Here is an 18,451-nt window from a genome sequence, read left to right on the forward strand (position 1 = left end):
GCCTTCGCTTCTACCGTAATCACGGTGCGGCGGACAACGCTCGGCATGGTTTCGGGGTGAGGTATGCGTCACCTGATTCCCGACTTGCCGGGTCGGAAACCGGGTGGGAGCGCTGCCGGTCAGGACAGGGTGAGCCGCCGCAGCTTCCCGTCGGCCTGCACCCGGTAGAGCTCGAGCCGGTTGGCGCCGGCGGCGAACAGCCGGTCGTCGGGGAGGAACGCGGCGAACCGCCGGCCACCGGCGTCCGGCGGCACCACCGGCACCACCGCGCCGACCGTGCCGTTGACCGCGACCGCGAGCCGGGTGCCGTCCGGCACCGACGGGGGCAGGGTCCCCCAGACCAGCGCCGGCAGCGCACCCCGCGCCGGGTCGACCGCGTCGAACGCGGCGAGGTTGGCCACCGTGGCGGAGCCGTCGGCCGACACGGCGCCGACCCGGGTGCCGACCAGCGGGTCGGTGGCGGGCAGCGGCACCGACGCGGGCACCCCGCCGGTGATCGTGACGGGTTGACCGGGCCGGTCGTAGAAGCGTTTGTCGGCGCGCTCGCGCGCGGTGGCGTTCGCCGAGCGGCCGTCCATCGACCAGGGCACCCGCATGTGGGTCTCGTCGGCGATGGTGGGCAGCAGGTCGACGTGTTCCCAGTTGCGGTCGTCGACCCGGCCGGTCCGCTGGCCCGGCTCCTTGACGAACATCGGCACCCAGGCCACCTGGTTCGCGGCGTGGTCGATGGCGTCCATGCCGCGTCCCTGCCAGTCCTGGCGGAAGCTGACCCCGTGGTCGGCGGTGACCATGACCAGCGCCTTGTCGTAGAGGCCGGTGGCGCGCAGCGTCCGCAGCGTCTCGCCGATCAGCCGGTCGGTGTAGCCGAGCTGGGCCAGGTGCCGGGCCCGGGCCAGGTCCACCCAGCCGGCGCCGTCGTTGGGCAGGTCCTCCGGCGCGTCGTAGCGCGCCCCGGAAGGCAGGTACGTCCACGGCGTGTGCGGCATGAGCAGGTGCAGGAAGTGCAGCGTGGGCCGGTCGGCGGGGCGCAGGCCGGCCAGGAACGCGGTGAACCGGGCGGGCTGGTTGTCGTCGAGGGTGTCCCAGCGGAACTTCGGGTCGTCGGGCACCGGCTCGGCGGCGTCCAGGCCGACCTCGGCCGCGGTCTGCTCGCGGTAGGAGTCCTCCGGGTCGACCCGGCTGTCCACCGGCGCGGCGAGCTGGCGCAGCAGTTTCCCGCTCTCCCGGGTCAGCACGCCGAGCCCCTGTTCCGGGGTGATCGCCTGCTCGCACCGGCTGGGCGGGCAGAGCCGGGTGATGCTCTCCTCGGCCTTGATCTGGTAGAGGCCGCCGAGCGCGGTGAACAGGTTGTCCGGGTACTGCGAGTAGTGCGGCGCCGCCCCCCGCTCGGGGTAGCGCCCGGTGAGCATCGCCGGCAGGGCGTACGGCGTCCAGCCGCTGACCCCGGTGGCGTTGCGGTACCAGGTCGACCCGGCGGCCAGCGCGGCGAAGTTGGGATAGCGGGCGGCGTCGATCCGCCCGTCGGGGCCGAGCAGCGACACCAGCGGAAGCTCGTCCAGCACGATCATGACCACCGGCGGGTGGGCGCCGGCGCCGGCGGTCCCGGCCGCGCCACCCTCGCCCCGCGGCAGCACCACGGCCGAGGCCGGGGAGGCGAACAGGAACAGCCCGACGAAGACCACCGGCCCGAGCGCGGCCACCCGCAGCATCCGGCGCAGCGCCCGCCACCGCCGGTGGGCGGCCGCCGCGGCGGCCCCGACCAGACCGGCCACGACCAGCAGGGGTACGCCGCGCAGCGGCGTGACGTGCCGGCCGACCTGGACCGCCAACGCGGCGAGCAGCAGTCCCACGATCACCGTGTGCACCACGGCGCGGGTGACCCGTCCGGCGAGCAGGGACAGCGCGCCGAGCGCCGCGAACGGCAGCGTCGGCACCAGCGCGATCAGGGCGACCAGCAGCAGCACGTCGCCGCGCGCGGCGCGGTGGAACAGGAAGAAGTCGGGGCTGCGACCGAGCACGTCCAGCAGCGGCTGGGTGACCACCAGCCCGACCAGCGCCACCACCTCGGCCAGCCGCGCCGCCTCGGCCCGCCAGCCGGCCCGCCGCCGGGGCCGGTCGGTGTCCGGCGGGCGCTCCCGCGGTGGCGCGAGGACGTCCTCAGCCACCCACCACCACCTGGTAGAGCGTGCGGGTGCCGGACGGCAGCTCGGTGCGGGCGACCACCCGCCCCCGGCGCGCCAGCAGCGCCTCGAAGGTGTCCCGCCGGTAGTCGGGGAAGAGCCCGTCCGGCTTGTTGGCCAGCAGCCGGCGGGCCATCGGGTCCTCCGGGTGGACGAACTCCACCACCAGGGCGCCGCCGGTCGCGGTGAACGCGGTGAGCTGGTCCAGCACCTCCGGCAGCGGAACGTTGCGGCCGATCGCCAGGTGGTGCACCACGGCCAGGGCGAGCACCACGTCGGCGCGGGCCCGGTCGGCGAACGCGGCCCGTTCGACGCCGCGCCAGCCACCGCCGGGCGACGGGTCGGCCAGGTCCAGCACCAGCGGCAGGATGCGCTGCTCCCCCTCGTCGCGCAGGGCGCGGTAGAGCGCGTCGACCACGACCGGGTCCTGCTCGACCGCGACCACGTGCGCGGCGTGCCGGGCGGCGACGCGGGCGTACCGGCCGTCGTTGGCGCCCAGGTCCAGCACCGTGCCGGGGCCGGTGGCGGCGACGGCCCGGTCGACGAAGGTCTCCTTGGCCTGCCGGTCCGGCACCGAGTACGCGCAGGTGCGCTGGTAGTCCGTCCAGTGGCTGTCGCCGGACCGGTGGTCGAGCCGGCGGACCAGCTTCGTCAGCCCGCGTACGGTGGCCCGGGCCAGCTCCCGGGAGAAGCCGGCGTCGCGCAGCTGGGCGCGGACGTCGCTGGTGCTGGCGGCGGAGTTGCGGGCCTGCATCGCGCCGTGCAGGTGCACGTGGGTGGGCACGCCGGCCCGGAAGCGTCGGGTCCCGGCGAACAACCGGCGCATCTGGTCCGGCTCGATCCCGTCGACGCGGGCCCGCAGGAACGGCTGGAAGTCCAGGCCGAGGTGGGCCTGGACGAGCAGGGGGTAGAGCAGCGTCTGGCAGAACTGCCGGTAGCCGGCCCAGGGCTCGCCGTCGCGCAGCGCCTCGAAGGAGCCGACGTCGATGAAGACCGGCCGGGCGCCGCGCCACTGCACGTTGTAGGCCGAGCCGTCCTTGGTGGTGAAGCCGGCGTCCAGCGCGGCGCCCAGCACGTCCAGGTGCAGCAGCGCCGCGTCGCGCAGCATCGCGTACGACCACTCGTAGGGGTGCGACACGAACGGGATCCGCTCGTGTCGCAGCACCGCGGCCCAGGGCGCGTCGACCGGTGTCGGGGTCAGCTCCTCGGTGCCGACGACCTGACCGGTGGCGGTGAGGTTCCGGAAGAAGTCGGCGGCGGACAGGGCGCGCCAGTCGCGGGCGGAGCGCTCGTCGAGGCCGCGCAGCACCTCGTCGCCGCGGTGGAAGACGCGGTTGCCGGGGTCGCGGAACGAGCCGGGCTCGACGCGTACGCCGGTGTCGGGGATCGTCACGCCGGTCAGCCCTGGTCGGTGGGCTGACGGCGGAAGCGGGACACCAGGCGGCGCCAGTAGAGCTTGGCGGCCACGGCCACTCCGGCCACCCCGCCGACCACCGCCTGCACGATGAGACTGCCGGATCCCGCGTCCAGGTAGGCCAGGTGCGTCACGACTGCTTTCCTTCCCTCGCCGGTCATCGGAGCGCAGCCCGGTATGCGAGCTTTATTGCTCTAAGCCGGACTTGTCACTCACCGTACGCCCTGCGATCCGGACGCGCGGGCACACCGGTGACTCGTCCCCCGTCCGATCCGTTCAAGACCGAAGGGGCCCGGGCGGCCTAGCGTGGCGGCCATGACACCGCAGTTCGATCTCGTCGGGACGGTCGTCACCGACATGGCCCGCACGCTCGACTTCTACCGCCGGCTGGGGCTGCCGATCCCACCCGGCGCCGACACCGAGCCCCACGTGGAGGTCACGCTGCCCTCCGGCGTACGACTGGCCTGGGACACCGTGGAGACGATCCGCAGCTTCCACCCCGCCTTCGACCCGTCCGGCGGCAACTCCCGGATGAGCCTCGCCTTCCGCTGCGCCGACCCGGCGGAGGTGGACCGCTGGTACGCCGAGCTGACCGCCGCCGGCCACCACGGGGAGCTGCCGCCGTGGGACGCCTTCTGGGGCCAGCGGTACGCGGTCCTGCACGACCCGGACGGCAACGGCGTGGACCTGTTCGCGCCGCTGCCCGCCGACTGACCACCCGCCCGGGCGCCGGGGTCGGGTCCGGCCACTCGCGCCGGGTCAGCCGCCGAGCAGGCGCGTCGGGGGCACGCCGGCGAACTCCCGGACATCGCGGGTGAGGTGGGCCTGGTCGGCGTACCCGGTCCGGGCGGCGACCTCGGCGAGCGGCGCGCCGGTGTGGGCCAGGTCGAGCGCGCGACGCATCCGCAGGATCCGGGCGAGCGTCTTCGGGCCGTACCCGAACAGGGCCAGGCTGCGCCGGTGCAGGGCCCGCGCGCCGAGGCCGACCTCGGCGGCCGCCGCGGCGACCGTCGCCCCCGCGGCCAGCCGGGCGGCCACCCGGGCGCCGAGCGGGTCGGGGCCCCCGGCGGCCGCCAGGCGGGCCCTGGCGACCTCGGCCAAAACCACCGCGCCGGCGTCCGACCAGCCGGCGGCGGCCGATGCCGCCTCCTCGACCCGCGCGGCCAGGACCTCCGCGTCCCGTCCCCAGAGGTCGGCGAGCGGGACGCGGAGGTCGCGGAGTTCCTCCGCCGGCACCCCGAACACGGACGGGCCCGTGCCCGGCGGCAGGCGCAGCCCGATCCACCGCTCCCCCGGCACCGACCGGGACAGGTGGGCGGTCCGGTCGGGGCCGGCGACCAGCAGGCCGGCCCGGCTGGACCAGAGCAGGTCCAGGCACCCGTCCGGCAGCACCCGTGTCTGCCCCGCGCCGTCGGACACGCTCGCCCACCGCACCGCGCCCCGGATCCGCTCCTCGGCCCGCTCCCGGTACATGCCTCCACCCTGCCACCCCCGGAGGCGGGTCGCGACGGTCAGGGGCGGTGGTGCATCGCCAGGCGGAGCAGCAGGAACCGCAGCGCGGTCGCGGCGAGGTTGGCCGCCACCAGGACGACCAGCTCGACCGCGCGCGGCGGCGCCGTGAGCGCGTGCAGGACCGCCAGCGCGCCACTGGTCAGGGCCAGCCCGAGGGCGAACGCGAGCAACCCCTGGAGGTGGTGCCGGCCGGCGTGCCGGCGGCCGGTGACGCCGAAGGTGAGCCGCCGGTTGGCCGCCGTGTTGGCCACCGCGGTCAGCAGCAGCGCGAGCAGGTTCGCCGGTTGCGCCCCGAGCGGCCCACGCGCCGCCACGAAGATCACCAGGTACGCCAGCGTGCTGGCCACCCCCACCGCGGCGAACCGGACGAGCTGGCGGGGCAGCCCCACCGGCACCTGGGCCGGTGGCGCCGGCAACGGGGCCCGGCCGAGCTGGGCGCGCAGCCGGGGCAGGGGCAGCGCGCCGGTGAGCAGCGCGCGGACCAGCCGCCCGATCCCGCGCAGGTCGGCCAGCGCGGTGGCGACGATGTCGACCCGGCTGTCCGGGTCGTCCACCCAGTCCACCGGCACCTCATGGATCCGCAGTCCGGCGCGCTGCGCCAGGACCAGCAGCTCGGTGTCGAAGAACCACCCGGTGTCCCGTACCAGCGGCAGCAGCTCGGCCGCCACGTCGGCGCGGATCGCCTTGAACCCGCACTGCGCGTCGGAGAAACGCACCGCGAGCGTGCCGCGCAGCAGCAGGTTGTAGCCCCGGGAGATCACCTCCCGCTTCGCGCCGCGGACCACCCGGCTGGTCCGCGCCAGCCGGGTGCCGATGGCCAGGTCGGAGTGGCCCGAGAGGAGCGGCGCGACCAGCGGCAGCAACGCGGCCAGGTCGGTGGAGAGGTCCACGTCCATGTACGCGAGCACCGGCGCCGGCGAGGCGGACCAGGCGGCGCGCAGCGCCCGCCCCCGTCCCTTCTCCGCCAGGTGCACCACCTCCACCCCGGGCAGTTCGGCGGCGAGCGCCTCGGCGACCGCCCGGGTGCCGTCCACACTGGCGTTGTCGGCCACCGTGATCCGGAACGGGTACGGGAAGTGCGCGGTCAGGTGCGCGTGCAGCCGCCGGACACAGGGGCCGAGGTCGGCCTCCTCGTTGTAGACCGGGACCACCACGTCCAGCACCGCGCCCTCGGCGGTGGGCCGGGCCCGTACGGCGGCCCGGGGCTCCTGCGTGAAGGTCATCGCTCAGCCCTGCCTTGCGCTGCTCAGGTCGTAGACGGTCACGCCGTCGACGGTGGTGGCGGTGAAGGTCTGCGCGACCCAGGCGGCGATCTGGCCCGAGGCGTCGCTGCCGCCGTCGGCCCGGAACCCGCCGCCGCCGATGAAGTAGTGGACGCGTCCGTCGGCGACGTACCGCTGGAACTGGGCCAGCGTCGGCGACGGGTCGCTGCCGTTGAAGCCGCCGATCGGCATCACCGGTTCACCGGTGGCGAGCTGGTAGCCGGAGGCGTTGTTCGAGCCGACCGTGGCGGCCACCCAGGTGTAGTCGTCCGCGTCGGCCGTCAGCAGCGCCGTCATCTCGGCGCTGGGCTCGCGGGCGTCGAGCAGCCCGCCCATGCCGCCGCGCTGTCCCCGGCTCCCGCCGTTCTGGCCGGTGCCGCCGTTCTGGCCGCCCGGCATGGCCGGCGGTTGGCCGCCGCCCGGGAAACCCGGGACGGCGCCCGTCCCGTTCGACCCGCCGTCCTGCCCGCCCGGGAGGCCGGGGAACGCGCCGGTGCCGCCGCCCGGGAAGCCCGGGAACTGGCCGTTGCCGCCGCCCGGGAAGCCCGGGAACTCTCCGCTGCCTCCGCCCGGCATCCGCCCACCGGGAAAGCCGCCCCGACCGCCGGGCCCGAAGCCGCCCGCCACGAACGGCCCGGCACTCGGGATCGCACCGGTGTGCGGGGTGGCCGCCGTCTGCAGCGCATACGCCGCCGGGCCGGCCAACCCCACCGCCAGCCCGACCCCCACCACCACCGCGCCGAGCCACCGTCCCGCGCGCCCCCCGCGCCAGGCCGGGGTGATCAAGGAGTTCGCGTCGGCTCCGGCCCCGCCGCCCGACGCCAACTCCCTGGTCACGGGGGCGGGGGTGGTGCGCGGGAGAAGGGAGAGCAGGAGAAGGAGGGCCGCCACGGCCAGGCCGGTGACCAGCACGGTGGTGCGCAGCCAGGGGTACCACTCGGGGCTGCGCCCGAGCAGGTGCCACGACCACCAGGTGGTGACCGCCAGCGTGCCGGTCAGCGACAACGTGGCGACCAAACCGCGCCACCGGCCGGCGAACGCGGCCGCCGGTCGACGCCGCCGCACGGGTCCGGCCGGGGCCGAGCCGCCGTCCGCCGGGGTGACGCCCGCCGGCGGAACCGGGCCGGTCGGCGCCACGCCCGCCGGGGGAACCGGACCGGTCGGCGCCACGCCCGCCGGGGGAACCGGGCCGGTCGGCGCCACGCCCGCCGGGGGAACCGGGCCGGTCGGCTCGACACCCGCCGGGGCGGGAACCGGTGCGGTCCGGGCCGCCCGCCACAGCAGGGTGACGCCGATGCCGACGATCCCGCCGATCGCCGGGGCGAGGGCGACCGTGTAGTAGGCGTGGAAGATCCCGGACATGAAGCTGAAGATCAGCCCGGTGACCAGCAGCCAGCCGCCCCAGAGCAGCAGGCCGGCCCGGGTCCGGTCGGTACGCGGCGCGCGTCCGGCCAGCCACAGGCCGGCGACCAGCAGGATCAGCGCGGCCGGGAGCAGCCAGGAGATCTGCCCGCCGACCTCGGTGTCGAACATCCGCAGCAGCCCCGCCTGGCCGGAGAACGGTCCGCCGCCCCCGCCGCCCGGCCGCGCTCCCCCACCGACGCTGCCCACCTCGTCACCGGTGATCCGGCCCAGTCCGTTGTAGCCGAGCGTCAGCTCCAGGATGCTGTTGTGCTGCGAGCCACCGATGTACGGACGGGCGCTCGCCGGCACCAGCTCCACGATCGCCACCCACCAGCCGGCGGAGACCACCACGGCCAACCCGGCCAGCAGCAGGTGTCGGATCCGCCGCCCGGGCCCGGTCGGCGCGGCCAGCAGGTAGACCCCGGCGAAGACCGGGATCACCAGGAACGCCTGGAGCATCTTGGTCAGGAAGCCGAGACCGACGAGCGTCCCGGTCAGCGCGAGCCACCGCGCGCTCGCCGTCTCCACCGCCCGCACCGTCGCGTACGCGGCGGCGACCAGCAGGAACACCAGCAGCGCGTCCGGGTTGTTGAACCGGAACATCAGCGTGGCCACCGGGGTGAGCGCGAGCACCGCGCCGGCGAGCAGACCGGCCGCCGGGCCGTACCAGCGGCGGACGGCGGCGTACAGCACGCCGACCGAGGCGACGCCGAGCAGCGCCTGCGGCACCAGGATCGACCAGCTGCTCAGCCCGAACAGCCGCACCGAGAGCGCCATCAGCCACAGTGACGCCGGGGTCTTGTCCACAGTGATCGAGTTGGCCGCGTCCGAGGAGCCGTAGAAGAACGCCTCCCAGCTCTGCGAGCCGGCCTGCACGGCGGCCGAGTAGAACGCGTTGCCCCAGCCGGAGGCGCCGAGGCCCCACAGGTAGAGCAACCCGGTCGCGGCCAGCAGGCCGAGCAGCGCCGGGCGGGCCCAGCGCGGGTCACGACCGGGCGGGTCCGCCGGGGGCGGGGTCGGCTCCGGTACGCGCGTGGCGCCCGGCGGGTACGCGGGCGGCGCGGCGCCGGCTTCGGTCGCGGGCGGGACGGCGGTCTGCGCGGTCAGCAGGCTCTCGGATCTGTCCATGCCGGCAAGCCTCGGAGAGCGCGCTGACCCGCCCCCGTGAGCGGCCTATGCGTCGGCTGTGGATCCCGGCAGCCGGACGGAGAACGCGGTGCGGCCGGGGCGACTGTCGACCTCGACCCGCCCGTGGTGGGCCTCCACCACGGCGGCGACGATGGCCAGGCCCAGCCCGGTGCTGCCGTGGGCGCGGGAGCGGGAGCCGTCGCCGCGGGCGAACCGCTCGAAGACCTCCGGTTGCAGCTCCTGCGGGATGCCCGGTCCGTCGTCGACCACGCGCAGCTCCACCCCGTCCGGGACCGGGGCGAGGCGGGTGGTGACGGTGGTGCCGGGCGGGGTGTGCACCCGGGCGTTGGCGAGCAGGTTCGCCAGCACCTGGTGCAGCCGGTGGGCGTCGCCGGTGACGGTCAACGGCTCGTCGGGCAGGTCGAGCTGCCACCGGTGCTCGGGGCCGGCCACGTGCGCGTCGCTGACCGCGTTCACCGCCATGGCGGTGAGGTCGACCGGCTCGGCGCCGAGCGGGCGGCCCGAGTCCAGCCGGGCGAGCAGCAGCAGGTCGTCGACGAGGCTGGTCATCCGGGTGCTCTCCGACTCGACCCGGCGCAACGCGTGCGCCACGTCGGGCGGCACCTCCTGCCGTCCGCGTCGGGCCACCTCGGCGTAGCCCCGGATGGCGGCGAGCGGCGTGCGCAGCTCGTGGCTGGCGTCGGCGACGAACTGGCGTACCCGCGTCTCGCTGGCCTGCCGGGCGGCGAGCGCGGCGGCGACGTGGCCGAGCATCCGGTTGAGGGCGCCGCCCACCTGCCCGACCTCGGTGCGGGGGTCGGTGTCGGCGGCCGGCACCCGCACCGACAGGGCCACCTCGCCCCGGTCCAGCGGCAGTTCGGTGACCCGGGCGGCGGTGGCGGCGACGCGGTTCAGCGGGCGCAGCGTGCCCCGGACGATGAGCGCGCCGAGGCCGCCGGCGATGACCAGCCCGGCGCCGATCACCCCGGCCTGCGCCACCACCATCCACATGACGGTGTCCCGGACCTGGGCCAGCGGGATGGCCAGGACCAGCACGTCGCCGTCGCCGCGCGGGGAGTTCACCGCGATCGCCCGGTAGTCCCCCCGGTCACCCACGTCGACGGTGCGGGGACGGGCGGCGGGTCGCAGCGGGGCGAGCGCGGCCAGGTCGGCGGCGGACACCGCCTCGGCGCCGCCGCTCTCGAGCCGGACCTGCCCGGCGGGGTCGCCGGACGCCGGCACCCGCACCGCGATCGAGCCCGGCGGGAAACCACCCGGCGGCGGCGGCGCCCCCTCCGGGCCGAACGGCAGCCGGCGTCCGGACGGGTCCGACCGGTACGGGTCGGGGCGGCCGACCCAGCGTTCCAGGTCGTCCGGCCGGCGGTCGCCGAAGGTGAGCTGGTTGTCGATCTGGCCGACCAGGAAGTGCCGCAGGGCGACCGTGGTCAGGCCGCCGATGCCGACGCTGACCAGGGCCAGCAGCGCCACCACCGAGAGCACCAGCCGCCGGCGCAGCGACCAGCCGGCCAGCCGCCGGCGCAGCCGTCCGCCCCGGTCACTCCGCGGGTCTGAGGACATAGCCGGCCCCGCGCAACGTGTGGATCATGGGTGCCCGGCCGGCGTCGATCTTCTTGCGCAGGTACGAGATGTACAGCTCGACCACGTTGGCCTGGCCGCCGAAGTCGTAGTTCCAGACCCGGTCGAGGATCTGCGCCTTGCTGAGCACCCGGCGCGGGTTACGCATCAGGTAGCGCAGCAGCTCGAACTCGGTCGCGGTGAGCGTGATCAGGTCGTCGCCCCGGCGCACCTCGTGGCTGTCCTCGTCGAGGCTGAGGTCGCCGACGGTGAGCACCGCCTCCTCCCGGGCGGCGACCGCGAACCCGGTGCGGCGCAGCAGGGCGCGCAGCCGGGCGATCACCTCCTCCAGGCTGAACGGCTTGGTCACGTAGTCGTCGCCGCCGACGGTGAGCCCGGCGATCCGCTCCTCCACCGCGTCGCGGGCGGTCAGGAAGAGCACCGGCACGCTGGGCGACTGCTCGCGCAGCCGGCGCAGCACCTGGAAGCCGTCGAGGTCGGGCAGCATCACGTCGAGCACCACGGCGTCCGGCCGGAACTGCCGGGCCGCGGTGACCGCCGCCATCCCGCTGCCGGCGGTGGTGACCTGCCAGCCCTCGTAGCGCAGGGCCATGGAGAGCAGGTCGGTGAGGGTCGGCTCGTCGTCGACCACCAGCACCCGCACCGGCTCGCCGTCCGGTCGGCGCAGCTCGATCCGACCCTGGGCGGCCTGCCCGTTCATGACCATGCTCCCCATCGTGGGCGCACCCGCTGTACCGGGGCTGTCCCGATCCTGTGTACCAGCTGTGCGGGGCGCGCGGGGGGAACCGGGCGGAACGGTCGGGCCTTCCCCGGCAGGCTACCCGGTGGTAACTTGCCGGCATGTCCATCGACGGTCGTCCCGCCGGCCCGCTGGCCGGCAAGGTGGTGCTGGTGACCGGCGCGGCCCGGGGCATCGGCGAGCACACCGCCCGGCTCGCCGCCGCCCGGGGCGCCCGGCTGTCCCTGGTCGGGCTGGAGCCGGACCGGCTGGCCGCGCTCGCCGCCGAGCTGGGGCCCGGACACGTCTGGTTCGCCGCCGACGTCACCGACCAGGCGGCGCTCACCGAGGCGGTCGACGGCACGGTGGCCGCGCTCGGCGGGATCGACGCGGTGGTGGCCAACGCGGGCGTCGCCAACCGGGGCACGATCGCGGTCGGCGACGTCGAGGCGCTGGTGCGTACCGTCGAGGTGAACCTGGTCGGCGTCATGCGGACGGCGGCGGCGACCGTGCCGGCGCTGATCGACCGCGGCGGCTACCTGCTGATCGTCTCCTCGGCCGCGGCGTTCGCCGCGCTTCCCGGCATGGCCGCCTACTGCGCCTCCAAGGCCGGCGTCGAGCACTTCGGCACCGCGATCCGGCTGGAGCTGGCGCACCGCGGCGTGGCGGTCGGCACGGCCCACCCGTCCTGGGTGGACACCGACCTGGTCCGGGAGGCACGGGCGGACCTGCCGGCGTTCGAGAGCGCGCTGGCGAAACTGCCCTGGCCGATGCGGCGGACCACCACGGTCGCCGAGTGCGCCGAGGCGTTCGTCCGGGCGATCGAACGACGCCGCCGCCGGGTGTACGTGCCACGCGCCGTGGGCGCCGTGCAGGCGGTGCGGTCGCTGCTGGTCAGCCCGCTGGCCGACCGACTGGTCGGGCGGACCGCACGGGTCACCGTCCCGCTGATCGAGGAGCAGACCCGGGCTCTGGGCCGGGGTTTCGGCGCGAGCACGCCGGAGGCCGGCCGGTGAGCGCGCCGGTGGAGGTGGTGTTCGAGCGGCGCGGCGCCGGGCCGGCGCTGGTGCTGCTGCACGGCATCGGTCACCACTGGGGCGCCTGGCTGCCGGTGCTGGACCGTCTCGCCGAGACGCACGACGTGATCGCCGTCGACCTGCCCGGCTTCGGTCGCTCCCCGGTGCCGACCACCGGCCTGCCCGCCGACATGCCCGGGCTGGTCGCCGGGATGGTCGAGCTGTTCGCCGCGCTCGGCCTGGAGCGACCGCACGTGGCCGGCAACAGCCTCGGCGGGGCGATCGCCCTGGAACTGGCCGCCGCCGGCGCGGTCTCGTCGGCCACCGCGCTGTCGCCGGCCGGCTTCTGCACCCCGCGCGAGCTGCGGTGGGCCCTCACCGTGCTCACCCTGCACCGCAACGCGGCGCGGCTGCCCGAACCGGTGCTGCGCCACCTGTTCGCCGCGCCGGCGCTGCGCGCGCTGGCGATGGGCATGATCCTGGCCCGGCCGAACCGGATGGCGCTGGACGTGGCGCTGGCCGACGCCCGCGCGCTGCGGCAGGCGCGGGCGTTCCGCGCCGTGGCCCGCGCGGGCCGGGGGTACGCGTTCGCCGGCGCGCCCACCGTGCCGGTGACGGTGGCCTGGGGCACCCGGGACCGGATCCTGCCCTACCGCCAGGCGGCGCTGGCCCGCACCCGGCTGCCCGCCGCCCGGCACCTGGACCTGCCCGGCTGCGGGCACGTGCCGATGCACGACGACCCGGACCTGGTCACCTCGGTCATCCTCGACACGACCGGCGTCCGCCCGGCCTGAGCGTCACTCGGTCGCGCCGAACGGGTCGGTGCGCACGTAGCGCATCGTCCAGCCCTCCGGGCCGGCCCGGTTGCCGCGCTCGTAGAGATGGTCGGCCACGCCGTCGGCCGGTCGGTCCGGGTGGCGCAGGATCCACCGGGGCGGCGGCGTGCCGTCCGGCTCCGCGGGCAGGTCCCGGACCAGGTCGTCGGCCGGGCCGCCGACGAACCGTACGCGCACCGAAGCCACCGTCACTCTCCGTTCCGCTGTCGACACCCTCGCCGCGAAGCTACCCCGGTCGGACCGGAACCCCCGGCGGTTTGCACAGGTCGGGGCCCGGGTAGCGGGACCGGAGGGGACCGGACGAGGCAGGGAGTGGTCGATGAGGACGCTGGGCGGGCGGTACGAGCTCGAACAGCGGGCCGGCCTGGGTGGCATGTCGGAGGTCTGGCGGGCACACGATCGTGTGCTCGATCGGACCGTCGCGGTGAAGCTGATCTCGCCCGGCCTGGACGGGGACGTCGGCGCGGTGCAGCGGATCCGGTCCGAGGCCCGCTCGGCGGCGCGGCTGGTGCATCCGAACGTCGCCAGCGTGCACGACTTCGGCACCGCCGAGCTGCCGGACGGGCGGCCGGTGCCGTACATCGTGATGGAGCTGGCCGAGGGCGAGACGCTCGCCGCCCACCTGCGCAACGGCCCGTTGGACTGGCGGATCGCGGTGCGGGTCTGCGCCGAGGTGTGCGCGGCGCTCGCCGCCGCGCACGGGCACGGCATCGTGCACCGCGACGTGAAGCCGGCGAACGTGATCCTCACCCCGTTCGGGGTGAAGGTGCTCGACTTCGGCATCGCCACCCCGGCCGGCGCGCCCGACCACACCCCGGAGGGGGTCGTCGTGGGCACCCCGGCGTACCTGGCTCCGGAGCAGCTCGACCGGCAGCCGGCCACCCCGGCCGCCGACATGTACGCGCTGGGCGTGCTGCTCTACTACTGCCTGACCGGTCGGCTGCCCTACGACGCCGGAAGCACCACGCAGCTGCTCGGCTCGCGGCGGCGACGGCGGCCACCGCAGCCGCTGCCGGAGATCCCGGGCCTGCCGCCGGAGGTGGCGGAGCTGTGCCGCAGCTGCCTCGACGCGGACCCGGCCGCCCGGCCGACCAGCGCGATGGCCGCCCTGCTGCTGGCCGAGGCGGTGGACGCCCGGGTCTACGTGCCGATGACCGTGACGCTGCCGAGGCAGCGTGCCGCGCAGGTGTCGCCGTGGAACAGCCGGGCGGCCGCCGAGGCGACCGAGGCGATGGCCGTCGACGCGGCCACGAGTGGTCGGGTGGGCTGAGCGTACTGCCGGCACGGGCCCGGTTTCGCCGGTCGGGGGCCGGGAACCCGGGCCGATGAGTGACGGGAGGAACGCGATGCCGGATCCGAGTTCCTGGCTGGCCGAGACGGCCACGGCGACCGCGGCGGGCGGTCACGTACGCACCGACGACGGCGGTCTCTCCTCCGCCCTGGCGTCCCCGCTGGCGCCGCACTGCACCGGCCTGACGCCGGAACAGCTCCTGGCCGCCGCGTTCGCCTCCTGCCTGCACCACGCCGCGGTGGAGGCGGCCGGTGAGATCACCGACGAGGCGCACACCGTGCAGGTGACCGCCGAGGCGAAGCTGGGGCGGGACGACGACGGGCGCTACCGGGCCGACGTGCACGCCGAGATCTCCTCGGCGGGGCTGACCCGGGAGCAGCTGGCCGACCTGGTCGCGCACGCCGATCGGCTCTGGCCGTTCTCCAGTGGCGACCCGAGCCGGCACCGGCTCACGGTCACGTCGGCGGAGAACGGCCGGCACTGACCGGTCACCAGCGGAAGCCGGCGGTCACCGCGCGGTGGTCGCTGTCCGGGGTGCGTACCACCCCGGCCGTGGTCGGGGTGAGCCCACGGTAGAGGACGTGGTCCGGGCGGGTCATCGGCAGCTCCGCCGGCCAGGTGAAACCGAAACCCTGCCCGGCCTCGGCCTGCGCGTCGCCGAGCAACCGGGTCAGCGGGTCGAAGACCCGGTCGGTGGTGGCGGTGTTCAGGTCGCCGAGCACGACCAGCCGGTCGGCCGGGTCGGCGCGGACGGTGGCGGCCAGCGCGGCCACCGTCTCGTCGCGGGTGGCGGTGTGCCCGGCCCGGGCCGAGCCCAGGTGCACGACGTACACCACGAGGTCCCCCTGCGGGGCGGCCACCACGGCGCGCAACGCCCGGTCCCAGCCCAGCCCGGTGTCCACGCCGTGGGCCTCCCGGATCGGCCAGCGGCTCCACAACGCGACCGTGGACACGGCCGCCCGGTGCGGGTACCGCTCGGCCAGGACCGAGGCCACCCGCTCACCGTCGGCGACCTCCTGCAGGCCGATCAGGTCCGGCGCCGCACCGGCCAGCGCGCCGGCGGTGGCCGCCGGGTCGGGATTGCCGGCGCGCAGGTTCTGGCTGGCCACCCGCACCGCCGCACCGTCGGCCTCGGCCGTCGGGGGCAGCCACGCCCGCCCGTAGAGCCCGGCCCAGACCACCGCCGGCAGCAGGACCGCGAGCAGCGCCCGGCGGGAGCGGCGCAACAGCGCCGCGAGCGCGAGCAGGGGTACGCCGAGGCCGAGCAGCGGGGTGGCGCTGTCGACCAGGCTGCCCAGGCCGTTGACGTTGGGCACGGCGCGGTGCCCCACGAGGAGCAGCGCGAGCAGCACGGCGCAGGCCACGAGGACGAGCCCTCGCCGGCCCCGACTGCCGGCGGGCTCGCCCGCGGCCCGCTCGTCGACCATCTGCTCCGTCACCGTCCGGATCGTATCGAGCGCCCGCCTGGGCGGTGCGGCCGATCGCGGTACTCGTCGGCGCGGTCCGGCCTCGGTGGATCGGCGTTCAGCCGGGGCCGGGTGACCGGCCCGCCGTGGGCCGAACGGTGGACGGCCGCGGCTGGGGTGGGGCGGAGGACCGTGCGCCCGATTCCTCCTCGCGAAACCGACATGAGCGATCTTTCGGAGACACGAGGTCTGGACCTTTCATGATCGTCCGACGGCAATGCCGGGGCGGATCATGGCAAATTGTGGCGCATGCCACCAACCGGCCCGATGGCAAGCGACCCGAAGCTTTCTAGCCTCGGCGGGTGCACCCCGACCACCCCGATCATCAACAGCTGCCCGCGCCGCGCCCGGTTCGCCGAACGATCGACCCGGCATCAGCCGAACGGCGGGTGGGGCGGCACCGCGCCCCCGAGCCGGCCCGGCGCGCCCCGACCCGGTCCGTGCCCGGCCGGATCGCGGTGGCCACCGGCGTGACCTGCTGCCTCGGGCTGATCGGCGTGGCCGGCGTCGGCGAGACCGGCCGGCCCCACGTGGAGGTACGCGAGGCGCTCGCCGACCGGGCCGCCACCGAGCAGCGGGCCTCGCGTGACTTCACCCGCGCCGTACCGCCGGTCGCCGCAGCCGTGCCGCCGACGCCCTCCGCCTCGCCCAGCCCGACGCCGACGCGGAAGAAGGCCCCGAAGAAGGTGGTCCGCCCCAAGCACCCCCGCCCGGTCGCCGGGCTGGACCAGCGACAGATGGACAACGCGAAGGCGATCGTGGACGTCGGGCGAGAGATGAGGCTGCCCCGCCGCGCGCTGGTGGTGGCGGTGGCCACCGCGATGCAGGAGAGCGACCTCTACAACCTGGCCAGCGACGTACTGCCGGAATCCTTCGACTACCCCCACCAGGGCAGCGGCTCCGACCACGACTCGATCGGGCTGTTCCAGCAGCGGCCGAGCAGCGGCTGGGGCACCGTCGCCGAGATCATGCGACCCGCGTACGCCGCCCGGGCCTTCTTCACCGCCCTGGCCGAGGTCCCCGGCTGGGAGGAGATGAGCGTGACCGCCGCGGCCCAGGCCGTGCAGGTCTCCGCCTTCCCCGACGCGTACGCCAAGCACGAGCAGCGGGCCGCCACGGTGGTGGCGGCGCTGGTCTGAGCGTCGACACCCGGCGTCAGGCGGGGGACCGCCCGGGCACGCCGGCGGCGGCGGTGGGGGTGTCGGCGGGGACCCGGTCACCGGTGAGGATCTCCTCGATCCGCGCCGCACGGCGGCGGCGGGCCAGCAGCGCGGCCTCGAACTCGCGGCGCGCCCGCACGGCCTCGGCGTACGCCTCCTCCCGCACCCGGCGGGCCTCCTGGCGGGCGTCCTCCAGCTCGGCGCGGGCGCGGGCCAGCAGGTCGGCGGCCTCCCGCTCGACGGCGGTCGGGCCGGGCGTCGCCGCGCCGTCGGGCACGGTCCGCCGCCGGAGGAACTCACCGAGGTGCAGCGCGTCCAGCCGGATCTGGTCCCACTCCCGGCCGACCCCGGCGACACCCTCCGTGCGGGCCGCCAGTCGCCCCAGCCGCAGGGCCAGCTCGTCCAGGCAGGCGTCCACCTGGCGTCGGTCGTAGCCGCTCTCCACCACCGAGAACCTCATCTGTCGCCCCCCGGGCAGCCGCCGTGCGTCCCACCTGCACGATCCTGCGCCGCGGGCGAGCCCGGAGGCGGTTCGCGGAAAATGTTCAGCATCCGGACGCCCGGACTTCGCGGCCGCTACTGGTGCTTGGGGAGCACGACCACCCGGCCGAAGAACTCGTCGATCCGGCGCACCACGTCGTTGAAGTCGTCCAGGTCGATCGGCTTCGTCACGTACGCGTTGGCCTGGAGGGTGTAGCTGCTGACCACGTCGGTGTCGGCGTTGGAGGTGGTCAGCACCACGATCGGGATGGTCCGCAGGTTCTCGTCCCGCTTGACCTCGCCGAGCACCTGCCGCCCGTCCATCCGGGGCATGTTCAGGTCGAGCAGGATGACGTCCGGCCGCTGCGCCTCGACGTGGCGGCCCTCGCACCGGAGGAACTCCATCGCCTCCTGACCGTCCGCGACCACGTCGATGACCTTCTCGACGTCGGACTCCTCCAGCGCCTCCTCGATCATCAGGACGTCGCCCGGGTCGTCGTCGACCACCAGGATGCGGACGGGATTCGGGCGGGGCTGACCCATGGCGCTACCTGCTTCGTCTCGGGGAGGGGGCCGACCGCGGGGCCGGCCGCTGGCGGGGAAATCTATCCGATCAGGAGCCGGCCGACGCCGTCGGGTCGGCGGGCTCGAGGTCGTGGCGCAGCACCTCGGCCACGCCGGTCACCTGGAGCACCCGGGCCACCCGGCCGGAGGCCCCGGTGAGGCGCAGCCAGCCGCCGTCGGCGGCGACGAGGTTGTCCCCCCGGACGAAGGCGGCGATGCCGGTCGAGTCGCAGAACGTCAGCTCGCTGAGGTCCACCAGCAGTTCACGACGGCCCTCGGCGACCAACCGGTCGATCGCGGTGTTCAGCTCCGGGGCCGTGCTCAGGTCGAGCTCACCGGCGAGCCGGAGGCGAGTGCCGCCCTCGTCCCGCTGGGCGTACGTGACGGTGAACGTCACCGTGGCCCCTCTCGCTCCTACCGCAGG

At 75.7% G+C, this 18,451-nt stretch carries 19 protein-coding genes; 6 read left to right on the forward strand and 13 right to left on the reverse strand.

Features of this window, described 5'->3' with window-relative positions:
• Window positions 1–119: 119 nt before the first annotated feature.
• Genes GA0070622_RS20300 through GA0070622_RS32630 form a run of 3 tightly spaced genes read right to left on the reverse strand, consistent with a single transcriptional unit; the run spans window position 120 to window position 3,728 of the window.
• Entirely contained in the window at window positions 120–2,165 is a 2,046-nt protein-coding gene (locus tag GA0070622_RS20300) for a sulfatase-like hydrolase/transferase (RefSeq protein ID WP_091575406.1), read from the reverse strand.
• Window positions 2,158–3,573 carry a methyltransferase domain-containing protein gene (locus GA0070622_RS20305; RefSeq protein WP_091575410.1) on the reverse strand — a complete coding sequence of 472 codons (1,416 nt, stop codon included), beginning with the start codon at window positions 3,571–3,573 and terminating at the stop codon, window positions 2,158–2,160. The genes GA0070622_RS20300 and GA0070622_RS20305 overlap by 8 nt, the downstream gene beginning before the upstream one ends.
• A 5-nt stretch (window positions 3,574–3,578) precedes the next feature.
• Window positions 3,579–3,728 (reverse strand): hypothetical protein, encoded by a 150-nt coding sequence (locus GA0070622_RS32630; RefSeq protein ID WP_172967795.1) that lies wholly within the window; start codon window positions 3,726–3,728, stop codon window positions 3,579–3,581.
• A gap of 181 nt (window positions 3,729–3,909) precedes the next feature.
• Between GA0070622_RS32630 and GA0070622_RS20310 the strand changes: the two genes are divergently transcribed.
• Complete coding sequence (locus GA0070622_RS20310; protein ID WP_091575412.1) at window positions 3,910–4,308, forward strand: VOC family protein; 399 nt, start codon at window positions 3,910–3,912, stop codon at window positions 4,306–4,308.
• 45 nt (window positions 4,309–4,353) lie between these two features.
• On the opposite strand, the gene GA0070622_RS20315 is transcribed toward GA0070622_RS20310, so the two are convergent.
• The 5 genes from GA0070622_RS20315 to GA0070622_RS20335 are packed head-to-tail and all read right to left on the reverse strand — an operon-like array spanning window position 4,354 to window position 11,196.
• A complete protein-coding gene (locus GA0070622_RS20315; RefSeq protein WP_091575415.1) occupies window positions 4,354–5,067 on the reverse strand; it encodes a helix-turn-helix domain-containing protein in 714 nt (237 codons plus the stop codon).
• Between the two features lie 38 nt (window positions 5,068–5,105).
• Window positions 5,106–6,329 carry a glycosyltransferase gene (locus GA0070622_RS20320; RefSeq protein ID WP_091575417.1) on the reverse strand — a complete coding sequence of 408 codons (1,224 nt, stop codon included), beginning with the start codon at window positions 6,327–6,329 and terminating at the stop codon, window positions 5,106–5,108.
• A gap of 3 nt (window positions 6,330–6,332) precedes the next feature.
• Window positions 6,333–8,900: a glycosyltransferase family 39 protein gene (locus GA0070622_RS20325; protein WP_091575420.1), complete on the reverse strand. Its 2,568-nt coding sequence runs from the start codon at window positions 8,898–8,900 to the stop codon at window positions 6,333–6,335.
• A 45-nt stretch (window positions 8,901–8,945) separates the two neighbouring features.
• A complete protein-coding gene (locus GA0070622_RS20330) occupies window positions 8,946–10,478 on the reverse strand; it encodes a sensor histidine kinase (RefSeq protein ID WP_091575422.1) in 1,533 nt (510 codons plus the stop codon).
• Entirely contained in the window at window positions 10,456–11,196 is a 741-nt protein-coding gene (locus GA0070622_RS20335) for a response regulator transcription factor (RefSeq protein WP_091577714.1), read from the reverse strand. The genes GA0070622_RS20330 and GA0070622_RS20335 overlap by 23 nt, the downstream gene beginning before the upstream one ends.
• A 140-nt stretch (window positions 11,197–11,336) precedes the next feature.
• Between GA0070622_RS20335 and GA0070622_RS20340 the strand changes: the two genes are divergently transcribed.
• Together GA0070622_RS20340 and GA0070622_RS20345 are read left to right on the forward strand one after the other, a co-directional pair.
• Window positions 11,337–12,230, forward strand: coding sequence for an SDR family oxidoreductase (locus GA0070622_RS20340; RefSeq protein WP_091575424.1), 894 nt, complete (start codon window positions 11,337–11,339; stop codon window positions 12,228–12,230).
• The gene (locus GA0070622_RS20345) at window positions 12,227–13,024 is read left to right on the forward strand and encodes an alpha/beta fold hydrolase (RefSeq protein WP_091575427.1); all 798 of its coding nucleotides are present in this window, start codon (window positions 12,227–12,229) and stop codon (window positions 13,022–13,024) included. The genes GA0070622_RS20340 and GA0070622_RS20345 overlap by 4 nt, the downstream gene beginning before the upstream one ends.
• Before the next feature lie 3 nt (window positions 13,025–13,027).
• Here the strand turns inward: GA0070622_RS20345 and GA0070622_RS20350 are convergent, their stop codons facing one another.
• Window positions 13,028–13,243 (reverse strand): hypothetical protein, encoded by a 216-nt coding sequence (locus GA0070622_RS20350; RefSeq protein ID WP_245666451.1) that lies wholly within the window; start codon window positions 13,241–13,243, stop codon window positions 13,028–13,030.
• A gap of 142 nt (window positions 13,244–13,385) precedes the next feature.
• On the opposite strand from GA0070622_RS20350, the gene GA0070622_RS20355 reads away from it, so the two are divergent.
• Window positions 13,386–14,336, forward strand: a complete 951-nt coding sequence (locus GA0070622_RS20355) for a serine/threonine-protein kinase (RefSeq protein WP_091575429.1) — start codon at window positions 13,386–13,388, stop codon at window positions 14,334–14,336.
• Window positions 14,337–14,412: 76 nt separating this feature from the next.
• The gene (locus tag GA0070622_RS20360) at window positions 14,413–14,841 is read left to right on the forward strand and encodes an OsmC family protein (RefSeq protein WP_091575431.1); all 429 of its coding nucleotides are present in this window, start codon (window positions 14,413–14,415) and stop codon (window positions 14,839–14,841) included.
• A gap of 4 nt (window positions 14,842–14,845) precedes the next feature.
• Here GA0070622_RS20360 and GA0070622_RS20365 read toward each other — a convergent pair whose 3' ends face one another.
• Window positions 14,846–15,796, reverse strand: a complete 951-nt coding sequence (locus GA0070622_RS20365) for an endonuclease/exonuclease/phosphatase family protein (protein ID WP_245666453.1) — start codon at window positions 15,794–15,796, stop codon at window positions 14,846–14,848.
• A gap of 329 nt (window positions 15,797–16,125) precedes the next feature.
• Between GA0070622_RS20365 and GA0070622_RS20370 the strand changes: the two genes are divergently transcribed.
• Entirely contained in the window at window positions 16,126–16,962 is an 837-nt protein-coding gene (locus GA0070622_RS20370; RefSeq protein ID WP_176710513.1) for a hypothetical protein, read from the forward strand.
• A 16-nt stretch (window positions 16,963–16,978) separates the two neighbouring features.
• Here the strand turns inward: GA0070622_RS20370 and GA0070622_RS20375 are convergent, their stop codons facing one another.
• The 3 genes from GA0070622_RS20375 to GA0070622_RS20385 all read right to left on the reverse strand — a co-directional run bounded on the left by GA0070622_RS20375 (window position 16,979) and on the right by GA0070622_RS20385 (window position 18,424).
• Window positions 16,979–17,443, reverse strand: coding sequence for an ATPase (locus tag GA0070622_RS20375; RefSeq protein WP_091575433.1), 465 nt, complete (start codon window positions 17,441–17,443; stop codon window positions 16,979–16,981).
• Between the two features lie 116 nt (window positions 17,444–17,559).
• Window positions 17,560–18,006: a response regulator gene (locus GA0070622_RS20380; protein ID WP_091575435.1), complete on the reverse strand. Its 447-nt coding sequence runs from the start codon at window positions 18,004–18,006 to the stop codon at window positions 17,560–17,562.
• A 70-nt stretch (window positions 18,007–18,076) separates the two neighbouring features.
• Window positions 18,077–18,424, reverse strand: coding sequence for an STAS domain-containing protein (locus GA0070622_RS20385; RefSeq protein WP_091575436.1), 348 nt, complete (start codon window positions 18,422–18,424; stop codon window positions 18,077–18,079).
• Window positions 18,425–18,451 lie beyond the last annotated feature (27 nt).

This window comes from Micromonospora sediminicola, assembly GCF_900089585.1.
In the GTDB taxonomy this organism is placed as follows: Bacteria; Actinomycetota; Actinomycetes; order Mycobacteriales; family Micromonosporaceae; genus Micromonospora; species Micromonospora sediminicola.

Excerpts from the sequence above, each read along its gene's own strand:
- GA0070622_RS20380 (WP_091575435.1), bottom strand. The coding sequence starts at position 18,006 with ATGGGTCAGCCCCGCCCGAATCCCGTCCGCATCCTGGTGGTCGACGAC.
- GA0070622_RS20335 (WP_091577714.1), bottom strand. The coding sequence starts at position 11,196 with ATGAACGGGCAGGCCGCCCAGGGTCGGATCGAGCTGCGCCGACCGGAC.
- GA0070622_RS20360 (WP_091575431.1), top strand. The coding sequence starts at position 14,413 with ATGCCGGATCCGAGTTCCTGGCTGGCCGAGACGGCCACGGCGACCGCG.
- GA0070622_RS20340 (WP_091575424.1), top strand. The coding sequence starts at position 11,337 with ATGTCCATCGACGGTCGTCCCGCCGGCCCGCTGGCCGGCAAGGTGGTG.
- GA0070622_RS20325 (WP_091575420.1), bottom strand. The coding sequence starts at position 8,900 with ATGGACAGATCCGAGAGCCTGCTGACCGCGCAGACCGCCGTCCCGCCC.
- GA0070622_RS20375 (WP_091575433.1), bottom strand. The coding sequence starts at position 17,443 with ATGAGGTTCTCGGTGGTGGAGAGCGGCTACGACCGACGCCAGGTGGAC.
- GA0070622_RS20355 (WP_091575429.1), top strand. The coding sequence starts at position 13,386 with ATGAGGACGCTGGGCGGGCGGTACGAGCTCGAACAGCGGGCCGGCCTG.
- GA0070622_RS20315 (WP_091575415.1), bottom strand. The coding sequence starts at position 5,067 with ATGTACCGGGAGCGGGCCGAGGAGCGGATCCGGGGCGCGGTGCGGTGG.
- GA0070622_RS20320 (WP_091575417.1), bottom strand. The coding sequence starts at position 6,329 with ATGACCTTCACGCAGGAGCCCCGGGCCGCCGTACGGGCCCGGCCCACC.
- GA0070622_RS20330 (WP_091575422.1), bottom strand. The coding sequence starts at position 10,478 with ATGTCCTCAGACCCGCGGAGTGACCGGGGCGGACGGCTGCGCCGGCGG.
- GA0070622_RS20310 (WP_091575412.1), top strand. The coding sequence starts at position 3,910 with ATGACACCGCAGTTCGATCTCGTCGGGACGGTCGTCACCGACATGGCC.